The sequence below is a fragment of the Haloferula sp. BvORR071 genome, from assembly GCF_000739615.1.
Taxonomy (GTDB): domain Bacteria; phylum Verrucomicrobiota; class Verrucomicrobiia; order Verrucomicrobiales; family Akkermansiaceae; genus Haloferula.
This window is the reverse complement of sequence record NZ_BATP01000014.1, coordinates 15,505-36,343: the sequence shown is the minus strand read 5'-3', so window position 1 is coordinate 36,343 and position 20,839 is coordinate 15,505. Positions and strand designations below refer to the sequence as shown.

Below are 20,839 nucleotides of genomic sequence, written 5' to 3'. Positions count from 1 at the left end.
AAGCTCTGGCCGAGGCTCTGGGTCTTCCGTAGCCACACGGTAACCGCTTCGCCGCACAGAGGGCAGTGCGGACCACCTTTTTGGAGCTTGGGGTGAAGACCGCCTCCAGGCTGCTTCTGTGCTGTCACCAGCACACCTACATCCCGGGGAGCTCGTCCCCGGGGGACTTGGGAGGAGGTCGGCCGTTAGAGTGGCTTCGTCCACTCAGAGAACTGAGCGGACTACTTACTCCTCCGTGTAGAGCAGGCGTCCGCAGCTCTCGCACTGCACGCCATCCAGCCCTTGGTTCACCTTCACCATGGTGGAGGCGACGAGCTTGATGTGGCAGCCGCCGCATTTGCCGGCGATGGAGGGGACGACGGCGATGCCGTTCTTGGTCTTGAGCAGGCGCTCGTAAAGGGGGAGCTGGGCTTCCGGGGCGGCGGCGGCGAGGCGCTCGCGCTCGGCGCGGACTTCCACGAGCTCGGCTTCGACGCGCTTGCGGCGCTCGGCGAGCTGGTTCAGGTCTTCATCCACCCGCTGCTTGGTTTTGGCTAGGGCGGCTTCCGCAGTGGCGAGTTCGCCGCGCAGGGCATCGGCCCGCTCCATCAGCTCGAGCTCCTTGGTCTCCAAGCTGTCGATGTCTTTTTCGTAACGGGTGACCTCGTGGCCGAGCGCCTGGTACTCGTCGTTCTTGCGGGTTTCAAATTGCTGGGTCTTGAGGCGGGCGATGGTGGTGCGGCGGGTGCCGACGTCGAGTTCCACCTTCTTGATCTCCACCTCGTTGGCCATCAGGTCGTCGCGGCATTTCTTCACGGCCGCGGTGTCGCCGGCCAGGCGGTCCTTGGCGCGGGCTTCGTCCTTTGGGATTTTTTCGAGGTCTTCCGCCATTCCGCGCAGGCGACGGTCGCGGTCTTGGAGCAAAAGCAGGGCTTGGATGGCGGGAGACATGCAGTCTTGTTAGCGACGCAGTCCCCGGGCTGCAAGCCCCGCGGTCCGGGGCTCCGGGGGCCCCGATTTTCAAGTGCTATCGTGGGTTGCAATGGTCCGGTGATCCGCCAATGATGGCGGCCGCGCATGGACGACCCACATACCGACGCCGAAAAACTGGCAATCCGCTGCCCCGGTTGCGGGCAACGGTTCAAGGTCGGGCAAGAACTGAAGGACCGGATGGTCGAGTGCGGCACCTGCGAGCACCGCTTCCGCGTGAATGAAGAGGTGGTGGTCCGCCAGAAGAAGTTCTATCCAGGTGAGCGGCGCGACCGCGGGCTGGAGCAATTTTCACGAATCCCGAAAGGGGCGGGGATCCCGGCAAATTTCCAGACCATCCAGTATTCGCAGGAACCGGCCCACGTGCCGATCGCCGGCACCTCGCCGCTGCGGATGATGTTTGGCTTCGTGGCTGTGGCCGGGGTGGTGCTGGTGTTGCTGTTGCTGGCCTTTGGCGGGAAACCGGGCGGGATGCTGGATGGCGCGACGCAGGACAAGCGGCTGATGCTGGCGGCCTTCACGGCAGTGGTTGCCTGGGTCTTCCTGCTGGCGGCCAATCCCGCGGCGCGGATCAAGGCGACCTTTGGCGCGATCCTGTGCACCGTGTCGCTGATGGCATTTCCCTTCCTCTTCACCGAGGGCAACCAGCCGCTGGTCTCGCATGGCGGGACCCTGCCGCTGAATCCGGTGCCAACGCACGAGGAGAAGCCGAAGGAGGCCGGCACGCTGGCAGACCTCAAGAAGGAGATCGGCTACGAGCCGCTGGAGAAGGAGCTCGCGAAGTATGCCGGCAAGCCGGAACTGGCAGGGCGCAGCGCGGCCGGCATCTGGTTGCGAGGCCTGCAGGGCTTCCACAAGCCGCAGGTCCAAGACTACATCGTGCGCACCACCGGTGCGGATCCGAGCTCCCACATGTATCCACGGAATCCGGACTACCTGATGGTCGTGTCCGGAATCTCTGGCGACCTGGGCGCGCTCGCGCGGCTCTGCGAACGCTTCGGCGAGGTGCCGCGGGTGATCGATGAACTGCGGGTGGTCGAGGTCCAAGTGGACAACTCCCTTTTCGATGCGGGCGATCTCGAAAAGCTCTCGGACAAGGCGAATCCCGCTTTCTATGAACTGAACCGCCGCGAGATCGAGAGCATCGATTTGGAACGGGCGCGCCTGGCGATCGGGCGCTTGGCCGATGCCGAGCCGAAGCTCTACCGGAAGGATATCGTGGCCCGCCTGCTGCAGTTGCTGAAGGAGGGCGACCTGGAGATGCAGGACTCGATCTGCAAGGCGCTGCTCGTGTGGGCGGAGCCGGGGGACGGCAGCGAAGTCTCGGTGCGCGCGGCCTTGGCCAAGCTGGTGCCGCAGGCCCAAGCCGTGAAGATCCCGGAAAGCATGCTCAAGTTCCTGGCGGGGCGGAAGGACGCGGAGTCGATTCCGTTGGCAGATGCGCTGTGGATGTCGGATCACGACCGCTGGGAGGAAATTTACGGCAACTTCGGTCCGCCGATCGAGGCGCTGGTGATCTCGCATTTCGCGGGAGCCTCGCCTCCGATGAAGCGTTCCGGGGCGCGCCTGCTGGGGCGGGTGGGAGGTAAGGCGAGCATCCCGATTCTGGAAGGTGCCCGGCAGGGGGCCGACGCCGAGCTGGCAGTTTTCATCGAGCGTTCGCTTGCGGCGATCCGCGGGCGGAATTGATAGAACGCGATCGAATCCATGGTCATGAAGATGCGAGCTACGCTGGGTGTCGTCATGGTTCTGGTGCTGACGCAGTGCGGCACGCCTTCCGCACCGCAGTGCCATTCGCTGCCGCGCGCCTCCCGCGGAGACACCAGTGTGATGCTGGCGGAGGCCCGGAGTTCTTGGCAACTGGTATCGCGGACCGGGGATCCGGCGGCGGTGGCTGCCTACAATGCTGCGGTGGCAAAGCTTTTTGATCACCTGCATTGCGGGTCCGGCAGCATTCAGGACAAGGCGGCCGCGATGGGCACCACGATCGATGAAACGCATTCGCTTGGTGCGGGGATTCATCTGAAGGATCTGGACGCGATCATGCCGGCGGCTTCGATCGATACAAAGGCGATCGGTGCCCGCCATGTGAGCGGCGGCATCGGCGTGCCGGTGGTGGGATGGAAGAAGACCGCGGAGGAAGGCAAGCCGCGCTGGGAATTCGAGCCGCCCACCGGCGTGCCCCTCAATCTAACAGCGCTGCTGCGTTTCCCGGAAGGCAAGCCGCCGCAGTGGTCATTCGCCTATCCCGGCCGGGTGAAGACGGCCGAGGTCGGGCACCGCAAGGTCTCGGTGGCGGCCGATTGGTCGGCTGCCTCCGCGCTCTACTGGAAGATGAGCGATCTGGACGACCTGGACTTGGCAAAGGTCTTCCTGCCGAGCCGCTTCAGTGACGAGACTGCGCTGTATGTTTCCTCGCCCTATGATCCCAAGCGGATCCCGGTGGTGATGGTCCACGGCCTCAACTCAAGTCCCGGGGCTTTCAAGCGCCTCTATAACGAGCTCAACCGCGAGCCTTGGTTCCGCGAGAACTACCAGGTCTGGTTTTACAGCTATCCCACCGGGAACAACTGGCTGTACAGCGCCGCGAATTTCCGCCTGGCGATGGCGAGCGCCGACAAGTATGCCCGCAAGCAGGGGCCCACGGACAAGTGGGAGAAGATGGTGGTGATCGGCCACTCGATGGGCGGGGTGATCTCGCATGCCTCGCTGATGAAGCCGGGTGACGCGATGTACCAGGCCTTCCAGCAGCGGCCGCTCGACCAAGTCACCTCTAACAAGAATCTGCGCGAGGCGGTGCGGCTGCTGACGATGTACGAGCCGCTCGAGCCGCCGGACCGGGTGATCTTCATGGCTGCGCCGCACCAAGGGTCGCCGATGGCCGATCGTTTCTTCACCGCGTGGATGCGCAATCTGATCCGCCTGCCGAAGACCCTGACGGTGAACCTCATCGACTTCACCCTGCACGATTTGGGCAGCGTCATCAGCAGCGGCGAGAGCTCGTCGAAGGGCTGGCTCACCAGCATGGGCTCGCTGTCGCCCGGCTATCCGGCCTACAAGGCGATGCGGGAGGCGCCGATGCGCAGCGGCCTGAAGGTGCACTCGGTGATCGGCGACCGCGGTCGCGGCGATACGCCTAACAGCTCGGACGGGATCGTGCCCTATTGGTCATCGCATCTCGATGGCGTCGAGAGCGAGCGCATCGTGCCCTCGGGTCACAGTGTGCAGAATTGCCCCGAGGCGGAGGTGGAAGTGAAGCGGATTCTCAAAAGGCACCTGGACGGGCAGCCGCGCGCCACGCCTTGACCATGGGGCGGCTCAGGAAATAGAGCGCCAGCGCCGGATAGACGCAGGAGATCAGGGGAGAGATGACGACGCTGGCGGAAGCCATCAGGTCGACGAAGGGCAGCATCGCATTGCTGCCAGGGCTGCCGGGCCTCGCGTGGACGTTGAAGCTTGCGTGCATCAATTTCCGGGTGGCCGGGAGGATCCAGATGGCGCCGACGGCCATCAGCACCAGCTTCGTCGCGATCGAGGTCCACGAATAGCGGGCGGACCACTTCACGCCATCAGGCTGGGATTTCGCCAGTTTGATCCCGGCGGCCAGCAGCAGGCCCGTCAGGCTCAGGTTCACCAGCAACCCGAACATCGTGGCCCAGCGCGTCTCCGCTTGGAACTGCAACTGGGCCTGATAGGTGGGATGTGTGTGCGGAATGAAGAGCGGGCCCATCACCAGCGTGGCCGCGGAAAAGCAGGCCCCCAGCAGGCCCATGCCGGCGAGGATCAAGTGCATGATTCCGAAGGCCTTCACCGAACCTGGCACGAGGTTCTCGCTGCTCGGCACAGGGGGCGGCCCGGCGAGGGGCGGCTGGTAGGGAGAGGCACTGTCCATGCGAGCATGCCAGCTTGAAGGGCTGTGGGTGTCGAGCGCTTTGCTCTTTGCTTGTGGGGGCCGATCTATCAGCATCGCGGCATGGCCCTCTCCCCGCCGGTTGCGCTGACCATCGCTGGCTCTGATTGTTCTGGCGGTGCGGGCTTGCAGGCGGATCTCAAGACTTTCCAGCATTTCGGCGTCTATGGGCTGAGCGCGGTGACCTGCGTGGTGGCGGAAACGCCGGTGCTGGTGCGCTCGGTGCATGCTGTTCCGCCCGCGATCCTGCAGGACCAACTGCATGTGCTGCTGGAGGCTTTCCCGGTCACGGCGATCAAGACCGGCATGCTGTTCTCCAAGGCCCATATCGTGGCGGTGACGGAAATCCTTTCGCGGTACCGCGATATCCCGCTGGTGATCGACCCGGTGATGATCGCCTCCACCGGCGATCCCTTGCTGGAGGAAAATGCGATCGCCGCTTACAAGGAGCGCCTGTTCCCGCTGGCAACGCTGATCACGCCGAACCTCGACGAGGCGGAAGTTTTGTGGGGGGCACCGGTGCGGGATGAAGCCACGATGGAGCGTGCCGCGGCGGAGCTTTCCGCGCGGCATGGCTGCGCGGTGCTGCTCAAGGGCGGGCACCTCGGGCTGCCGGAGTGTGCTGACTTGCTCTGGAGCGATGGCATGCCCGGGTGGCTGCGCGCGCCGCGGATCGAAGGCGCTGCCTCACACGGCACCGGCTGCACGCTCTCCGCGGCGATCGCCGCCGCGCTGGCGCAGGGCAAGGACCTGCACGAGGCTGTGGAAACGGCGAAGGGATATCTCGGGGCCACGCTGCGGCAGTCCCTGCAGTGGGGCGGGATCGCCGCCTTGAACCAAGGGACTCTGGGCTTCGCTTGAAGAGGATTATTGCTTATTTCGCCGGGCTCCGGGCACCCAAGCTGGTCCTGTGGTGCTACCTCGTGTGGTATCTCGCGATCATTCCATTTTACTTCGATCCTTCGCCGTTGCTCTGGCTTTCGGCGCTGGGGATCTCCTCGCTGATCGGATGCGGCTTGATCTTCGCCACCATGGTGCCGGGGCAGAAGATGGAGCGCTGGACCAAGTTCCGGCTCTTTGCCTTTCCCTTCTGTGTTTCGAGCTACTCCGCGTTGATCAAGGGCAAGGGCTTCATCCTCTTGTTTCCCACCGAGACCAAGCCCTTGATGGCGGGGATTGGGGCCTGTCTCGTGGTGTTGGGGTGGGGCTGGCTGTGCCGTAGACTGGTGCGAGCCTGTTAGAATTCCGTCCGAACGCCGGCGATTACCCCGCGTCCCGCGAGCGGTGCAATGTCCTTGAGGATCGAGGTGCTGGATCGCGCTTCCTCATTGGTGAGGTTGTTGCCCTTCAGGTAAAAGGTGGTGCGGGTGTCGCCGAGGTCCAGGGTGTAGCCGAGCGCGGCATTCAGCAGGAAGTAAGAGTCGGTCGGTAATTCATTCGCATCGTGGCGATCCTGATGGGCGGCATATTGGCCCTCCAAGCGGGCTGACCATCCACCGCTCTCATACTCCAGCGCGGCGAGGGTCCGGAAGGGAGGGATCCGCGGCAGCGGCTCGTCGCTGTCGCGGTTGTCGGCGCGGGTGTAGTCGGCACGCAGGGTCAAGTCCAGGCGGCGGTCCGCAGGCTTGGCATCGGCCTCCACAGGATCCAGCAGGTGGAAGGTGGCCTCGATCTCGCCGCCACGGAAGTCTGCTCCCACTGGTTCATAGGCATAGATCGGGAAGATATCGCCATCCGGGAGTGTCAGATTGTTGCCGGTTGGCGCGAGGCTGATGAAGTCGTCGAAGCGGTAATAGAAGAGCCCGGCGCTGCCGGTGATCCGGCCTGCCTTCTTCTTCAGTGAGAGGTCGATCGACACCGAGTTTTCCGTATCCAGGAAGGGATCGCCGAGCTCGGCCGTGCCGGTGGCGACGTGCGGACCATTCGCGAAGAGTTCGACATAGGTGGGCGGGCGCTGGGTGTAGGCCAGCGAAAGCGCGACCGCGTAGTCCGGCGCCGGATTGTAGATGAGCCCCGCGGAAGTACTAAAGGCATCGAAGTCCCGCTCCATCCCTGGGCCAAAGAGCGGATTGGCATCCGTTTGATTGCTCTGGTGATCGTAGCGCGCGCCGAACTGCAGCCGCAGCTTGTCGAAAGGGACCTCCTCAAACACGAAGAGCGAGTTCACGTCGTTCTCCACGGAGGGCAGGAAGGCCTCCTCGCCTAGGGCCGAGAAATCATCGTGGCGCGTTTCGAAACCGAAGCTACCTTCAAACGGTCCGGCCTTCTGATGCTGCAGATCGATCCGACCGTTGTAGCCCTCGATCAAGAACTCCGTGCCCGGCTCCGCGCCTTCGAACTCCGTGTGCGCGTAGTCCGTGTAGCCGAACTTGTACTCAACCTCCTTCAGCCATCCGGTCGGCTCGTAGAAGGCCCCGCGTAGATCCCAGCGGCGCTGCCGCAGGTCGATCGTCACATCCGGCTCGGCCACGGTACCGTAGAGTGAATCCACGCCGGAGTAGGAAAGGCCGAAGTAGCCCTTGTCCCAGACGTAAGAGCCACCGAGCCCCGCGCCCTGCGATTCGGTCGCGCTGTTAGGCAAGATCCCGTAGGCTTCGTGCTCGCCCGGAGCCAGCGGCGAGCTTGCCCGCAGTCGCGAGGATCGCGCGAAGCCGGGAATCGCCAGATCTTCCGTATCGCGGCTGAAGCCATCGAGGTGGAAGACCAGCGGCCCCTTGCCGAAAGTCAGTGCCCCGGAGTAGGCCTCCGAGTCATCCGCAGAGCCGAAGGCAGTGCCGAAATTCCCGCTTGGCCACTTGCCATCGAAGCGTTCGGTGGGGATCCGGTCGTCGATCATATTGACCACACCGCCGATGGTGTTTGGCCCGTAGAGCAAGGTGGCGGGGCCGCGGACGACCTCCACCGAGCTGATGCTGAGCGGATCGGAAGCCACCGCGTGGTCCGGGCTGACATTCGAGACATCCAGGATCGAGGTGCCATTCTGCAGGATTCGGACGCGGTCGTCGCCCAGGCCGCGGATGATCGGCCGGCTGGCACCGGGGCCGAAGTAGGTGGAGCTTACGCCCGGCTCCTTGGCGAGGGTTTCGCCGAGAGTCGGCTGTAGATTGAGCAGCAGTTGATGACCCTTCAACACGTTCACCTGCTGGATCTGTTCGAAGAGGCTGCGTTGCTGTGGAGAGGCGGTAACGACCATTTCATCCAGAGCTGCGTCAGGGGCGGGGGGCTCGGATTGCGGGAAGGCGGGAAGGGTGAGGGCCAAGGTGGCGATGCTGAGAGAGGGGAAACTTTTCATAGTGTGGGGCGCGTCAGGCGTAGTGATGATTCATCGTCCCTTGGTAGCAAATGCAATAAAAATGCAAAAGCATGTGTAACGTGATTGTATCCATTGGGCGTTTGCTGGACGCTTAGTCCTTGCTGCCCAAGGGCTGTTCGGATTGCCTCAAATTGTGAGGTTGCCGCGAATTCGGGGTCGATTTCGGCGGGCATTCCGTGTGCTGGCCGTGCTCGGATTGCTGTTTTTTGCGGGGATGGCTGTGGATCAATTGTGGTGCGTGCGCCACGTCAGTGCCGATGTGCTGCTGGTCGAGATGGACGAGATCGACAGGATTGGCACCCTTCGCTCGACGTCGGTCCCGACGGTGGACAAGGGACGGGTCGAGGTGAAGAGGTGGGAGAAGGGGCGTCTGACCAAGATTACCTACTGGGCGCCGCTTTCCGAATTTCCCCCGGAAGTCGCGGTGCGCTTGGTGGCTGGCGAGCGGCCTTATGGTGGGCCATGGCGGAGGGAGCCGGCGAAGAAGCCTTGATTGGAAATCCGCGCTGATTTCCTAACAGGGTCCTTTTTCCTTGGCGGGCTCGCCACATGTCGGGAAAACCTGCGACGATGCTTGCTTTCCCAGTCATCGCCGCCGGCGCGGCCGACGTTTCTCCGCTGTTCGGAGTTCTGAGCATGGTCCTCTTGATGGCCGTGCTGATGGCGCTGCTGCTCCATCGGCTGAAGCAGAATTTCCTGATCGGCTACCTGATCTGCGGGATCATCATCGCGAATACTTCGCTGCTCGGATCCTTTGGGACGGAGACAACGGAGATGGGCGAGGTGATCGATCATCTGGCGGAGATGGGGGTGATCCTGCTGATGTTCACCTTGGGGATCGAGTTCTCGCTGGCGGAGTTCAAGCACTTGTGGCGGGTCTCGCTGATCGGTGGCGGCATTCAGGTCGGCACGATCTCGGCAGTGGGCGCGGCGATCGCCTGGAGCTGCGGCATCCGGCCTCCGGCTGAGGTGATCGTGCTGGCGGTTTCTGTCGCGCTGAGCTCCACCGCGGTGTCGATGAAGTCCTTCCAGGACATGGGCCAGCCGAATAACCCCAGCGCCCGGACCGCGCTGGCGATCGCGCTCTTCGATGACATCGTGGTGATCCTCTTCCTGCTGATTCTGCCCGCGCTCTTCGGCAAGGGCGAGGGCTCGATCGCCGGTGGTATCGGGCTGGCGGTGGGGAAGGGGATTCTCTTCCTCGGAGGCACGCTCTTGCTTGGCCGCTACGGCATCACTCCGCTGCTGCACGCAGTGGCGCGGACCCGCAGCCGCGAGCTTTTCACGCTGGCGGTGGTGGCCCTTTGTGCCGGCGTCGCCGTGCTTGGAGCGCTGCTGGGGCTCTCGCCCGCGCTGGGTGCTTTCGCTGCGGGCCTGATCGTCAGCGAGTCGATCTACCGGCACCGCATCATGGCGGACATCATGCCCTTCAAGGATCTCTTCCTCGCCATCTTCTTTGTCTCGGTGGGCCTGCAGATTGACCTGCACGTGGTGGCCTCGGATTGGGTCCGCATCGTCGGCTTCAGCATCTTGATCCTGATCGTGAAGGGAACCATCGCCTTCAATGTCGCGCGGATCTTCAAGCTGCCGCTGCGGCCCGCGCTCTTGACCGGCGCGGCGCTGTCCAGTTCCGGCGAGTTCTCGCTCGTCCTCATGGGCAAGGCTGCCGACTACCGCCCGGCGGATGCCTCGATCCAGCAGCTGCTGCTGAGCTGCGCGGCTCTGACCATGGCCTGCGTGCCACTGCTGATGCGGGCCAGCACTCCGGCGGGCCGTCTTCTGGAGATGTCCGGCTTCTTTAAGCCGAAGAAGAAGCCGGTGGCTGAAACTCTGACGCCGACGGCGGCGATCAAGGAGATCACGGACCACGCGGTGATCTGCGGTTACGGCCCGGTGGGTCGTGCGTTGAACGAGGCGCTGCGCCAGAGCGGTGTGGATACCCTGGTGCTGGAGCTGAACTCCGACACGGTGCGCGCGCTCAAGAAGGCCGGACAGCCGGTGCTCTTCGCCGATGCCTCCCATCCGGAAGCGCTCGAGCTCGCTGGGATCGGGCGGGCCCGGATGGTTGCTTTCACCTTCCCGTCGGTGGAGCTCACCGCCGCGGCTGTGCCAATCGTCCGCGAGCACAATCCCGGCATCGTGATCTTCGGCCGGGCCAAGTTCGCCGCGGAAATCGAGCAGCTCCAGGCCCTCGACATCGAGGTCATCCACGACGAGCGGCAGTCCGCCGTCGCGATGATCGATGCCGCCCGCAGCGTCTACCAGCGCATCGATTTGTCCGACGACGACGTCCAGGCAATCGTGGATAGCAAGGATGAGGCTGTTTCAAATGCGGGGCATTCATAGAAGGCCCTCCAAGCGGGGAAATGTGACGATTTTTCTATCAGAATTGCCGTGATCTTGGCACGGCCGCCGCTTCTATGGAACGCACATAGGCCATGGCGAGCGGCGGTGATTTCTTGGGTTTCTTCACCGCCAGTTTGTAGCGGCCGATCAAAATACGGCCGGCACGGGGTTTCTTGGGTTTACCCCCGTGCCGGCCGTAAGCTTTTCCAGCGGAGGCTTCCCGGCCGGATGCGCGGCGGTCCGATCCCTCCAAAACCCGTTGCGTCGTCAGCCCTTCCGGATTCTCCTGTGGCGTGCCGCCGAAAGATCACCAAACCAAGCTGGGCGCCGTGTTGGTCCGCAACCCCACGGTGGATGACATCCCAGCCATCCTCGCCCTGCACAAGCGCTGCTTCCCGAATCCCAACGACGCCGGTGGGCCGTGGAACGAGAAGCACCTGCGCTCGCACATCAATGTCTTCCCGGAGGGCCAGTTGCTGGCGGAGAAGGACGGCAAGATTCTCGGTGTAGCATCCTCCCTGGTGGTTTCCTTGGGCCGCAATCCGCTGCGGACGCACACCTATGACGGCATCACGGACGCCGGCTATTTCTACAATCACGACCCGCAGGGGGACACCCTCTACGGCGCGGACGTGTATGTGGATCCGGACGCCCGCAAGCTGGGTGTCGGTGCCGCCCTTTATGCGGCGCGCCGCGATCTATGCCGCCGCTTGAACCTGCGGCGGATCCTCGCCGGGGCGCGGCTCTGGCACTACGACGAACACGCCGCACGCCTCACACCAGAGGAATATGTGTGGCAAGTGCAAGACGGTAAAATCCACGACCCGGTGCTCGGCTTCCAGATCAAGCAGGGTTTCGCGGTGCGCGACATCATGCCGAACTACCTACATGATCACCGCTCACGCGACCACGCGGCACTGATCGAGTGGATCAACCCGGAATTCCAAGCGAAGGACGACGAGAGCAACAAAGTCCGGGTGGCCTGCGTGCAGTATCACATGCGCAAGGTCCAGGACTTCGATGACTTCGCGAACCAAGTCCGCTACTTCGTGGAGACGGCGGGGGAGGACTATGGCGCGGAGTTCGTGGTCTTTCCGGAGTTCCTCACCGTGCAGCTCCTCAGCGCACTGCCGCCCTTGGGCTCGCGCGAAGGCATCCGCAAGCTCTCCGAATACACGCCGCAGTTCATCGAGCTGATGAGCGAACTCGCGCGGCAGCAGGGCCTCTATCTGATCGCCGGTTCGCATCCGGTCGCCCAGCCCGATGGCCGTTTGGAGAATACCTCCATGATCTTCAAGCCGGACGGCACCCACGTCTCCCAGCCCAAGCTGCACATCACCCCATCTGAAAAAACCTGGTGGGGCATCTCCGGCGGCGACTCGCTGGTGGTGCTGCAAACGCCGAAGGCGAAGATCGGGGTGTTGATCTGCTACGACGTAGAATTCCCCGAAGCCGCCCGCTATCTCGCCGACCGCGGGGTGGAAATACTATTCATCCCGTACTGCACGGACAACCGGCAGGGTTACCTGCGCGTGAGTCTCTGCGCCGCCGCGCGGGCGATCGAGAACCAGATCTACGTCGCCACCGCCGGAGTGGTTGGCAACCTGCCGGATGTGCCGGCGATGGACATCCATTACGGACGCGCCGCGGTCTTCACCCCGAGCGACTTCGAGTTCGCGCGCGACGGCATCCAGGCGGAAGCCGATCCCAACGTGGAGACCATGCTGGTCACTGATCTCGACATCTCGGATCTGTATCGCTCGCGCTTGAGCGGCAGCGTCACGCCCGTGACCGACCGGAGAAGGGATCTCTTTGAGTTTCACAATAAGCTCTCGAACGAGATCATCGCGCCTGGTGTGCAGGAGGGGCATTTGTGAATCGGATAGTCTACCCGGTGGGAGTACATTCCGATGAAGCAGCTTTTCCGGTCTCTCACCTTTTGGCTTGGCCTGCCAGGCTTGCTGTTCCTGTTGTGGGCTTGGTGGGACTCGTCGAAGTTTGACTCCGATGCGCTGATGTATTCTTGGGGATTTCTTGCCCGCAACGGCGATAGCCAGTTCACGATCACCATCCTGGAAGACTACAAATCTTACTGGATGCTATCTGGATCCTTGGGCTTTGACCGGCAGCCCCGGGCTGAATCTCGCTTGTTCTTTCCTTCCGCCCGGATTGATAGGATGACCGAGCCTCACTGGACTCGAATTTTCATCCCGCATTGGCAGGTGGTCCTGGCCTATGCGATTCCTTGGAGCGTCTTGTTCTTGTGGAGCAGGCGCAGGATTCGATTGCGGGCGGTAATGCTGGAAGCGCGGGAATAATCTGCCTAACAAGGCAGCAACTGGTTGGGCTGCGGCCATCCGCCGTTGATTCGATCGATTCATGGGACACATGCCGACTCCGCCCGCCTCCACGAACGAGATCGAATCCGTCGCCCATCCCGCGGAGGACTTCCCGGCGGATCGCACGGTGGTGTGGTCGCCGATCTTCCAGGCCGCGTGGGATCGGATGAACGAGGAACTCGGCGGTCCGCCATTCAAGATCGAACCGCCGAATGCCCTGATGGCGAAGCTCGATTCCTTCGCTTGGCAGGCGGGGCTCAGCTTGCCCGAGGGTGGCTGGAAGTTGTGGTCCGGTCCCAATACCCAGGAGTTCGTCGATGCGGCGAACCGTGAGGCGGCACAAATGACCGGAGAGGAAAACGGGCCCTTCGACTCGTCGATGGTGGTGCCGCCGGGGTTCGCTTCCTTGGCGGTGTTGGCCCTCCTGAACCGCAATCCGGCTTTCGAGGTCGAGTTCCATCCCGACCCTATCTCGCTCCGCTTCCACAGCTCCTCAGGCGAAAGTAAAACGGTCCAATGCTTCGGCATCGGCGAGGCAAGACTCTTCGACTATTTCGAGTCGGTCCGCATCATCCACTATAGGCGGGAGTCGAAAGCCATCCGCATCGCTGTTAGGAAACAGGAGGGAGAGGACGACCGCCGCGGCGAATCCGTGGTGCTCTATCTTCCGTCACAGCGCGAGAACTTCGACGTCGCCTGGTCTCGCGTGAAGGGCTTTCTCTGCGAAGGCCTGCACGGCGAAGAAGGATCGGAGGCCGACCCTCATCTCCATGAGGGCGACCGGCTCTGCATTCCTTACCTCGGCCTTGAGGCCAGTGCGGATTTCAAATCGCAGCTTCAGGGGCTCCGCTATCACTCCGGGTCCGTGGATCCTTGGGTGATTGCGAAGGCCAAGATGCGCACCAAGTTCGAGATGAACGAGAAGGGCGTCGAACTGCGGGTGGTGGTTGAGATCATTACCGTTCTTGCTGGCGTGCCGGACTTTGTTCCCACTGTGCCGCGGGATCTGCGCTTCGATCGGCCCTTCTTCGTCTTCCTCTTCCGCGATGGCGCCGAGTGGCCTTACTTCGGGGCGTGGTTCGGCGATCACACCGCATTGAGGGACTCGTCCGACCCTGAGCTGATCGAGCAGCGCGGTCACTTGAAGGTCTTCCGCCGACCGGACACCGGCGAGGAGTTCACGGTCCCCATCGAGCCGCGCTATTCTCCCTTCGAGCCGGATGTCACCCTGCGCTACCTTCCCCAAGCCGGAGCAGGAGTGCGCGAAGCCTTTCTTCTGGGCGGGATCTTCCAAGGCGTCGCCTCCTTGGACCGAAATGAAGTCCTGCAGAAGCTCCGGGCGCTGCAGGCGATCGAGATCCCCGGCATTCCAGGCTGGAAAGCAGACTCCCTCATCTCCCTCGCAGCGGAGAAGGGACTGACTTTGCAGGTAGCAGCACAGCTTTGAAAGTTGTGCCTGTGAGCACGCTTGGTGCCCCGAGCGGTTCTTCACGGAATCTTCATCCCGGAACTTGCCGTCTCCCTTGAATAAAGCACCCGGGTTGTCGTCTCATGCCTCCGATGAGGAATTCCTCCATCCGAATCGCGGCTTTGCTGCTGCTGCTCCTGGGCGGCAGTGGCCCGCTCGTGGCGGAGGATGAAAAGGATCCTTTCGCTGGTGGGCGACATGACCCCTTCGGCAAGTCGGAGCAGGACTTGGAGCCGGATCCCGGCCCGCCACGGGCCGTGAGCGTCCAAGTCGAGTTCATCGAAGTCTCCCACGAACAAGTCCTCGATCTGCTTTTCAGCGGCGAGCCTCCTGCCGCAGACGGGACCCCGCTGCGCAAGAAGCTCCAGGGCATGCTCCAAGCCGGGCAAGCGAGGCTGCTCGAAACCATGCTGGTCTCCGGCCGCAGCGGCGTCCAGGCGACCGTAGGATCCCAGCCGGAGTGGATCTACCCCAGTGAATTCGAACCTTGGGAAGTGCCACGGGAGATCGATCCGCCGGGGGAGCCCCAGCGGCTTACGCTGGAAGATCGCCGCGGGCTGGAGGCCATGGTTGCACCTGCGACTCCCACTTCCTTTGAGATCCGCAATCTGGGCGCGAGCCTGGATGTCCTTCCGAGTGTGGTGGAAGACCGGGTCTATCTGCAGCTGGAGCCGACCCTGGCATGGGCGACCGGCCGGACGCTGATGGTGCAGCGCAAGGACAGTGCGGGGAATCTGACCAAGGCGGAGCTGCCGGAGATCTACCGCATGCAGTTGCGCACCAAGTTGAGCTGTCCCGTCGGGCAGCAGGTCCTGGCCGGCGTGCTTTCGCCGCAGGATGCGAAAGGCGCGACCGATCCCTCGCGCAAGATCATGGTCTTCGTGAAGTGCTGCGTCGCCGGCGTCCATACCACAGCGCTTTCCGATGTCTTGGTAAGTGCGCACGTGGTGGAGATGTCGCAGGAACTTGCCGCCGAATTGGGCGTGAGCGATGCCAGCGGTGACACCTTGTTCCGGATGTCCCGCGAGTTTGTGAAGGCCGGTCGGGCGAAGCTTTTCGAGACCTCGGTGGTGAGAGTGGCTAGCGGAGAAAGGGGCGAGCTGGATTCCATCCAGGAACGCATCGCACCTTATGAAGGGGGACCTTCGTGCACTCTGTTTCAAGCGGACCCCGCCAAGAATCCGGCACCGCCGCCGCCACCACCGCCGCAGATCCGCTTTCCCCACCTGCCGACCAGCTTTGAGATCCGAAACGTCGGCAACTCCTGCGAGGTTTCGCCGTCTCCGCACGGCCACTTCGTTGATGTCGGCGGAGAGTGGAGCTTCGAGCTCTATCGGGGAGATTCGATCTCGGAAGACTGGACTGATCCGCTGGGCAACCGCTTCCCGCGCAAGATGCCGCTCTACACCAGCTTCAAGGCGGACTTGGATTGCACCGTGGCGGCCGGCCATTGGCAACTGCTCTCCGTGCAAAACTCCAGCGATGCCACGGGCAGGATTGATCCCTCCCGCAAGCTGGTGGTGTTTGTCCGCGCCGATGATCTTCAGCTTCCCTGAACCCAAAGCATGCACACTCCTCTCATGAAGAAACTCCTGACGCCACTGTCACTGATGCTCGGCCTCTTGCCGCTATCTCTCCATGCCCAGGAAGCAGCCGAAGATGAAGAGGCTGTGGAGCAGCCCAAGCTGATCCGTGTGCAGGTCGAGTATCTGGACCTGCCGCTGGCTACCGTCAGCAACTTGCTTTTCGAGGACGACGCCTCGCAGTCTGATGCCACCGCTCTGCGCGGCAAGGTGCAGGCGCTGGTGAAGAAGGGCGAGGGCAAGGTCATGGAAACCCTGCTGGCCACCGGGCGCAGCGGTGAGAAGCAGACCAGCGAGTCGGTGCAGGAGATGATCTATCCGACCGAGTGGGAGCCGGCAGAGGTGCCGAACGAAGTGGACATTCCCGACAAGCCCGGTGGTCTAACGCCCGAAGACATTCTCGCGCTGGATATGCTCGTGACTCCGGCGACTCCGACTTCCTTCGAGACCCGCAATGTCGGCAGTGCGCTGGAGATCGAGCCGACCTTGTCGGAGGACAACAAGACGATCGAGCTGAAGCTCTCCCCGGACCTCACTTGGTTCACCGGCAACGAAACCTGGGGCGAGCACAAGAGCCGCAGCGGCAATGTCTCGAAGATTGAAACGCCGCTCTTTTATTCCGTGCGCTTCAGCACCGCACTCACGCTGATCAACGGCAAGCCCGCGCTCGCCGCCGTGATCTCGCCGAAGGATGACAAGGGCAAGGTCGACTTCAGCCGGAAGCTGATGGTCTTTGTGAAGGCGACCGTCCAGGAGGTGAAGTGAGATGAAAGCTTTGCTGGCAGCATTTGTTTTGCTTCTCGCGCAGCTTGCAGTGGCGGGCGATGTGCAGGTCACCGTCTATCAAGTGGAAGTGAATCAAGAGCGGATGAGCGCTTTGCTTGCGGAAGGCCTTTCCGATGCAGAGCTTTTCAAGAAGCTGCGCGGGATGGTCGCGGCCAGGACCGCGAAGCTCCGGGATGCCAGTTCGATCCGTGTGAAGAGCGGCGGGAAGGGAACGCTCGAGTCGAACCGGGAGGTGATCTATCTCACCGAGTATGATCCGGATAGTTTCGCTTCACTAGATACCGAACGCGAGAAGAAGCGGCAGGAGTGGATGAAGCTGACTCCGGAAGAGCAACAGAAGCGAGCGGAGCGCGCGCTGCTCGCCTTTTCCTTCTTTCCGGTGCTTGCAGCCATGGACGGGAAGCCCAATTTCGAATCCCGGAAGGTGGGAATGAGCTTGGAGGTGGACGGCGATCCCGTCCGTGGGGTCCGCTGGAGCTTGGAGCAGGTGGATTACGTCCGGGACAGCATCATGGGCCAGACCTTGGGCTTGGACGGCAAGCCGCGTGCGCAGCGTATGCCAGCCTTCGATTCGCTGCGCTTGAATGGCAATTCTACAGGAGCGAAGGGTGTCAGCTTTGCGGGCGCGCTGACGCCGGTGGAGGCGGATGGGAGTCTGGCCCGCGACCGGAAGATCATGGTTTTCGTGAAGGCGGACTTGCTGAAGTAGGGGGCTGATCCAACTCCTGACGTTCTGGGCTAGACCGCATTTTTCCCGGCTGGCTCATCTTCCTTGAATGGAAGCCCGGGAGAATCGTCCAATCCATCCGATGAAACGCTTTGGACTCTTGGTGCTCGCCATGATCCCTGTGTGCTGGATGGCCTTACAGGCCCAAGAGGCGCAACCCGAGCCGCCTGCCGGTGCCGCTGAAGCGGATCCCTTTGGGGGCGGTGGTTGGCAAGGCGACTCCGTGCCGCGAATGGTCCGCGTGCAGGTCGAGCTTATCGAGCTGTCTCACGAACAGCTTACCGACTTGCTCTTCACGGACGAGCCGCAGAGTGCGGATGCCACGCCGCTGCGGAAGCGTCTGAAGGAAATGGTGCGCGCGGGGGAGGCGAAGATGCTGGAAACCATGATCGCCAACTCCCGCAGCGGCGAGAAGACCACGGTGGAGTCGATCGAGGAACTCATCTACCCAACCGAATACGAGCCTTGGGAGCTGCCGAATGAAGTCGATGCGCCGGACAAGCCGCAAGGCCTGACTCCGAGCGACCGCGAAGCCTTGGCAATTTTGGTGGCGGCGGCAACCCCCACTTCCTTCGAGACCCGCAACCTTGGCAATACCCTAGAGATTGAGCCGATCATCGGAGCCAATAACAAGCGGATCGACTTGGGATTCACTTCCGACATGGTTTGGCATACCGGCGATACCGTGTGGGGCGAGCGCAAGGATCCCTCCGGAAATGTCTGCCAGATCTCCATGCCGGACTTTTACAGCATGCGGATGAGCACGCATCTCACCTGCATCCCAGGCCAATACAATCTTGCAGGGGTGCTCTCACCGAAGAACGCGAAGGGAGAGATCGACAGCTCCCGCAAGGTGATGGTCTTTGTTAGATGCCAGATACTCGAGGTGAAATGAAGGCACTCCTTGCATCACTGTTGCTGTGTGGCGCGGCACTCGCGGATGTCCAGGTGACCATTCACGTCATTGAGATGCCGCAGGAGCGCGCCGCGGAACTCGTGACCAGCGGGGCGGATGGCGGCGCGCGCTTCAAGCAGGCGCGCGGTTTCGTGAAAGCGGGGCTGGCGAGAAGCTACGACACGGTCGTGCTGCGGCTGGTTCCGGGGCAGAAGGGCACCACGGAGTCGATCCACGAACACATCACGCCGACCGAGGCGGAGCCTCCGGAGGGCGGGGGACTGGGCTCGGGTCCTCCTCCAGCGCCTCCTCCGAAGCATGTCCTGCCACTGCGCCTGCCGAAGGTGCCGGAAAGCTTCGCCACCCGGAATCTGGGGTCGAGCTTCGACGCGACCATACCGGAGTTGGGTAAGAAGACCGTGGACCTCAATGGCGAATGGCATTTTGCCATTCATGCGGGAGAGACCGTCTCGGAAGATTGGACGGATGAGTTCGGCAATCGCCACCAGGTCCGTCGCCCTACCTATGTCTCGTTCACGACCGGGATGAATCGCCCTCTCGTCACCGGTGGATGGGCTTTGGTTTCAGTGCAGAGCAGTAGCGATGCCGATGGCAAGATCGATCCCGCGAGGAAGCTCGTGGTCTTCGTGAAAGCCGACGATCTGCATCCGGGGGAATGAGGAGGGAGCAAGGTCAATCACTACCCATGCAAGCGATGAACAAACTCCTGCCACTGTTCCTGTTGGCTTTCCCGATCAAGCTGGGATCCCAGGTTTCCGAAGGAACAGAGAAGCAGGGCTCGGGCCTGATCCAGGTACAAGTGGAGTATATCGAGATGGCCCACGCGGCGCTCACCGGCCTGCTCTCCGAGACGGATGCGACGGAATCCGATGCCACTGCGCTGCGTGGGGAGATCGAGGCCATGGTGAAGAAGGGTGATGCGAAAGTAGTCGAGGCCACCGTGGCGATAGCCCGCAGCGGCGAGAGACAGGTGGCGGAGTCCTGTCAGGAGGTCGCCTATGCGACGGATTACGAGGCTGGCGGAGTGGTGAACTCGGTCAACCAACCTGACAAAGCGGAGGGGCTGACGGCGGAAGATCTGCGCGCATTCGACGCGATGGTCTATCCGGCCAGGCCATCTTCTTTTCAGAAGCGCAAAACGGGCAGTATCCTGGAGATGGAGGCAACACTATCAGAGAGTGGGAAGACGATCGATCTGCACCTTGAGCCTTCGCTGGTGTGGCTCACGGGCAATCGGGTCTGGAATGAGCGCAAGGACCGCAGCGGAAACGTCTCGAAGATCGAGATGCCGGTCTTCTATACGGTTCATTTGGACTGCCGGGCGACTTTGATCGCGGGCAAGCCCTTGCTGGCAGCGGTCATCTCGCCGAAGGACGACGCGGGAAAGATCGACTCCAGCCGCAAGCTGCTGATCTTCGTGAAGGCGACGCTTGAAGAGTCGAAATGAGTAGGCTCACCACCACGCAAACCCATGCCGGTCCCAGAACGCTTGCAGATCTCCCTCATCTCCCTTGAAGACATTCCGCTCCATCGGGTGTGCCATGTTTCCGAAGTACTTCGGGCTGCTCCATGAGCCGGTGTTGTAGTGCTTCGGAGTGGAGCGGCCGCCTTGCCAGTTGACGCCGCCGTATTGCCACATGGCCCACTCGTCCCAGATGCCGTACTGCTTGGTGAGCCCGTCGGGCGTGAGGGTTTTGCCCATGCTGCGCTCGGTGCCTGCGGGGCTGTAGAGTGCGATCCAGTAGGGTGAGCGCCGGATCACGGACTTCTGCGCGGGGCTGGCGCTGCTGAGGCTGTTGCGCAGGCGGGCGCTATTCTCGAGATAGGTCACGGGTGTGACGCCGGTGCGCTCCTCGACCCTACGGATGAACTTCACCAGGCGCTCCGGCGAGGAGGCGGTATCGAAGTCTCCGACCAGCAGGATTTTCCGCTGCGAGATCCCCTGCGCGCGGGCGACCGAGCGGACCCGGTCGACGAAGGCATCCGCCTGTGCGGCGGGGTCCTGGCTCATGGTGACGAAATGGTAGGCCCCGAGCATGAGGCCCGCACGGTCCGCGGACTTGAGGAAGGCGGGGAACTTGTCGTCGATGAGCGGCGGCTTGGCGGAGCGGGCGATGAGGCCGAGGGCACCATTGGCCTTGAGGGCGGAGACATCGTGCTCCGAGTAGCCGGCGCCGGCGCGCTGGCGCTCCTTCGGGTCCCAGCCGGAGACATTCAGCACGGCGGGGGAATCCGCCACACTGGTGCCGCCGAAGCCGCCGCCACCGCAGGCGGAAAGGAGCAGGGCGCAGGGGAGGAGCAGGAAGGAGAGGGTTCGCATTGCCCAAGGCAAGCATGCCCGCGGCCCGCCTGTCGAGGGGGGCTTTCCCGCCTTTGAGGGTCCAGGCGAGGCCCGCCGAGGGGCATTTTCGCCCGAAAGCGGGCCTTCAAACGGTCATAAGGGCCGCTCGACAACTCGTAAATCCGCCCCTAGCGTCCGCGC

General features: G+C 62.7%; 19 protein-coding genes. 15 read left to right on the top strand and 4 right to left on the bottom strand.

Going from position 1 to position 20,839, the window contains the following annotated elements; translation table 11 throughout:
* Positions 1–225: 225 nt before the first annotated feature.
* Positions 226–930: a C4-type zinc ribbon domain-containing protein gene (locus tag BV071_RS07460; protein WP_035604363.1), complete on the bottom strand. Its 705-nt coding sequence runs from the start codon at positions 928–930 to the stop codon at positions 226–228.
* Positions 931–1,056: 126 nt separating this feature from the next.
* Between BV071_RS07460 and BV071_RS07455 the strand changes: the two genes are divergently transcribed.
* Positions 1,057–2,658 carry a hypothetical protein gene (locus BV071_RS07455; RefSeq protein WP_035604360.1) on the top strand — a complete coding sequence of 534 codons (1,602 nt, stop codon included), beginning with the start codon at positions 1,057–1,059 and terminating at the stop codon, positions 2,656–2,658.
* 24 nt (positions 2,659–2,682) lie between these two features.
* A complete protein-coding gene (locus BV071_RS07450; protein ID WP_265594184.1) occupies positions 2,683–4,275 on the top strand; it encodes an alpha/beta fold hydrolase in 1,593 nt (530 codons plus the stop codon).
* Here the strand turns inward: BV071_RS07450 and BV071_RS07445 are convergent.
* The gene (locus tag BV071_RS07445; protein WP_035604350.1) at positions 4,235–4,861 is read right to left on the bottom strand and encodes a hypothetical protein; all 627 of its coding nucleotides are present in this window, start codon (positions 4,859–4,861) and stop codon (positions 4,235–4,237) included. The two genes, BV071_RS07450 and BV071_RS07445, sit on opposite strands and share 41 nt — an antisense overlap.
* Before the next feature lie 81 nt (positions 4,862–4,942).
* On the opposite strand from BV071_RS07445, the gene thiD reads away from it, so the two are divergent.
* Together thiD and BV071_RS07435 are read left to right on the top strand one after the other, a co-directional pair.
* Positions 4,943–5,740 carry a bifunctional hydroxymethylpyrimidine kinase/phosphomethylpyrimidine kinase gene (thiD, locus tag BV071_RS07440; RefSeq protein ID WP_035604400.1) on the top strand — a complete coding sequence of 266 codons (798 nt, stop codon included), beginning with the start codon at positions 4,943–4,945 and terminating at the stop codon, positions 5,738–5,740.
* Positions 5,737–6,120, top strand: coding sequence for a hypothetical protein (locus BV071_RS07435; protein ID WP_052573022.1), 384 nt, complete (start codon positions 5,737–5,739; stop codon positions 6,118–6,120). Before thiD ends, BV071_RS07435 begins: the two co-directional genes overlap by 4 nt.
* Here BV071_RS07435 and BV071_RS07430 read toward each other — a convergent pair.
* Positions 6,117–8,171, bottom strand: coding sequence for a TonB-dependent receptor (locus tag BV071_RS07430; RefSeq protein WP_035604349.1), 2,055 nt, complete (start codon positions 8,169–8,171; stop codon positions 6,117–6,119). The two genes, BV071_RS07435 and BV071_RS07430, sit on opposite strands and share 4 nt — an antisense overlap.
* Positions 8,172–8,406: 235 nt before the next feature.
* Here BV071_RS07430 and BV071_RS07425 point away from each other — a divergent pair, with 235 nt between their 5' ends.
* From BV071_RS07425 to BV071_RS07375, 11 genes are all read left to right on the top strand, one after another.
* Positions 8,407–8,685 (top strand): hypothetical protein, encoded by a 279-nt coding sequence (locus BV071_RS07425; RefSeq protein ID WP_265594183.1) that lies wholly within the window; start codon positions 8,407–8,409, stop codon positions 8,683–8,685.
* Between the two features lie 77 nt (positions 8,686–8,762).
* Positions 8,763–10,538: a cation:proton antiporter gene (locus tag BV071_RS07420; RefSeq protein WP_035604343.1), complete on the top strand. Its 1,776-nt coding sequence runs from the start codon at positions 8,763–8,765 to the stop codon at positions 10,536–10,538.
* 293 nt (positions 10,539–10,831) lie between these two features.
* Positions 10,832–12,415: a bifunctional GNAT family N-acetyltransferase/carbon-nitrogen hydrolase family protein gene (locus BV071_RS07415; RefSeq protein WP_052573021.1), complete on the top strand. Its 1,584-nt coding sequence runs from the start codon at positions 10,832–10,834 to the stop codon at positions 12,413–12,415.
* 33 nt (positions 12,416–12,448) lie between these two features.
* Positions 12,449–12,856, top strand: coding sequence for a hypothetical protein (locus BV071_RS07410; RefSeq protein ID WP_035604340.1), 408 nt, complete (start codon positions 12,449–12,451; stop codon positions 12,854–12,856).
* Positions 12,857–12,926: 70 nt separating this feature from the next.
* Positions 12,927–14,324 carry a hypothetical protein gene (locus tag BV071_RS07405; protein WP_035604333.1) on the top strand — a complete coding sequence of 466 codons (1,398 nt, stop codon included), beginning with the start codon at positions 12,927–12,929 and terminating at the stop codon, positions 14,322–14,324.
* Between the two features lie 113 nt (positions 14,325–14,437).
* Positions 14,438–15,901: a hypothetical protein gene (locus tag BV071_RS07400; RefSeq protein ID WP_265594182.1), complete on the top strand. Its 1,464-nt coding sequence runs from the start codon at positions 14,438–14,440 to the stop codon at positions 15,899–15,901.
* Positions 15,902–15,925: 24 nt separating this feature from the next.
* Positions 15,926–16,693, top strand: coding sequence for a hypothetical protein (locus BV071_RS07395; RefSeq protein ID WP_035604327.1), 768 nt, complete (start codon positions 15,926–15,928; stop codon positions 16,691–16,693).
* 1 nt (position 16,694) lies between these two features.
* Positions 16,695–17,423, top strand: a complete 729-nt coding sequence (locus tag BV071_RS07390; RefSeq protein ID WP_035604325.1) for a hypothetical protein — start codon at positions 16,695–16,697, stop codon at positions 17,421–17,423.
* 100 nt (positions 17,424–17,523) lie between these two features.
* The gene (locus tag BV071_RS07385; RefSeq protein ID WP_265594181.1) at positions 17,524–18,336 is read left to right on the top strand and encodes a hypothetical protein; all 813 of its coding nucleotides are present in this window, start codon (positions 17,524–17,526) and stop codon (positions 18,334–18,336) included.
* Positions 18,333–19,016, top strand: coding sequence for a hypothetical protein (locus BV071_RS07380; RefSeq protein WP_035604319.1), 684 nt, complete (start codon positions 18,333–18,335; stop codon positions 19,014–19,016). Before BV071_RS07385 ends, BV071_RS07380 begins: the two co-directional genes overlap by 4 nt.
* 35 nt (positions 19,017–19,051) lie before the next feature.
* Complete coding sequence (locus BV071_RS07375; protein ID WP_265594180.1) at positions 19,052–19,804, top strand: hypothetical protein; 753 nt, start codon at positions 19,052–19,054, stop codon at positions 19,802–19,804.
* A gap of 6 nt (positions 19,805–19,810) precedes the next feature.
* Here BV071_RS07375 and BV071_RS07370 read toward each other — a convergent pair whose 3' ends face one another.
* A complete protein-coding gene (locus BV071_RS07370; RefSeq protein ID WP_035604312.1) occupies positions 19,811–20,677 on the bottom strand; it encodes a GH25 family lysozyme in 867 nt (288 codons plus the stop codon).
* Positions 20,678–20,839 lie beyond the last annotated feature (162 nt).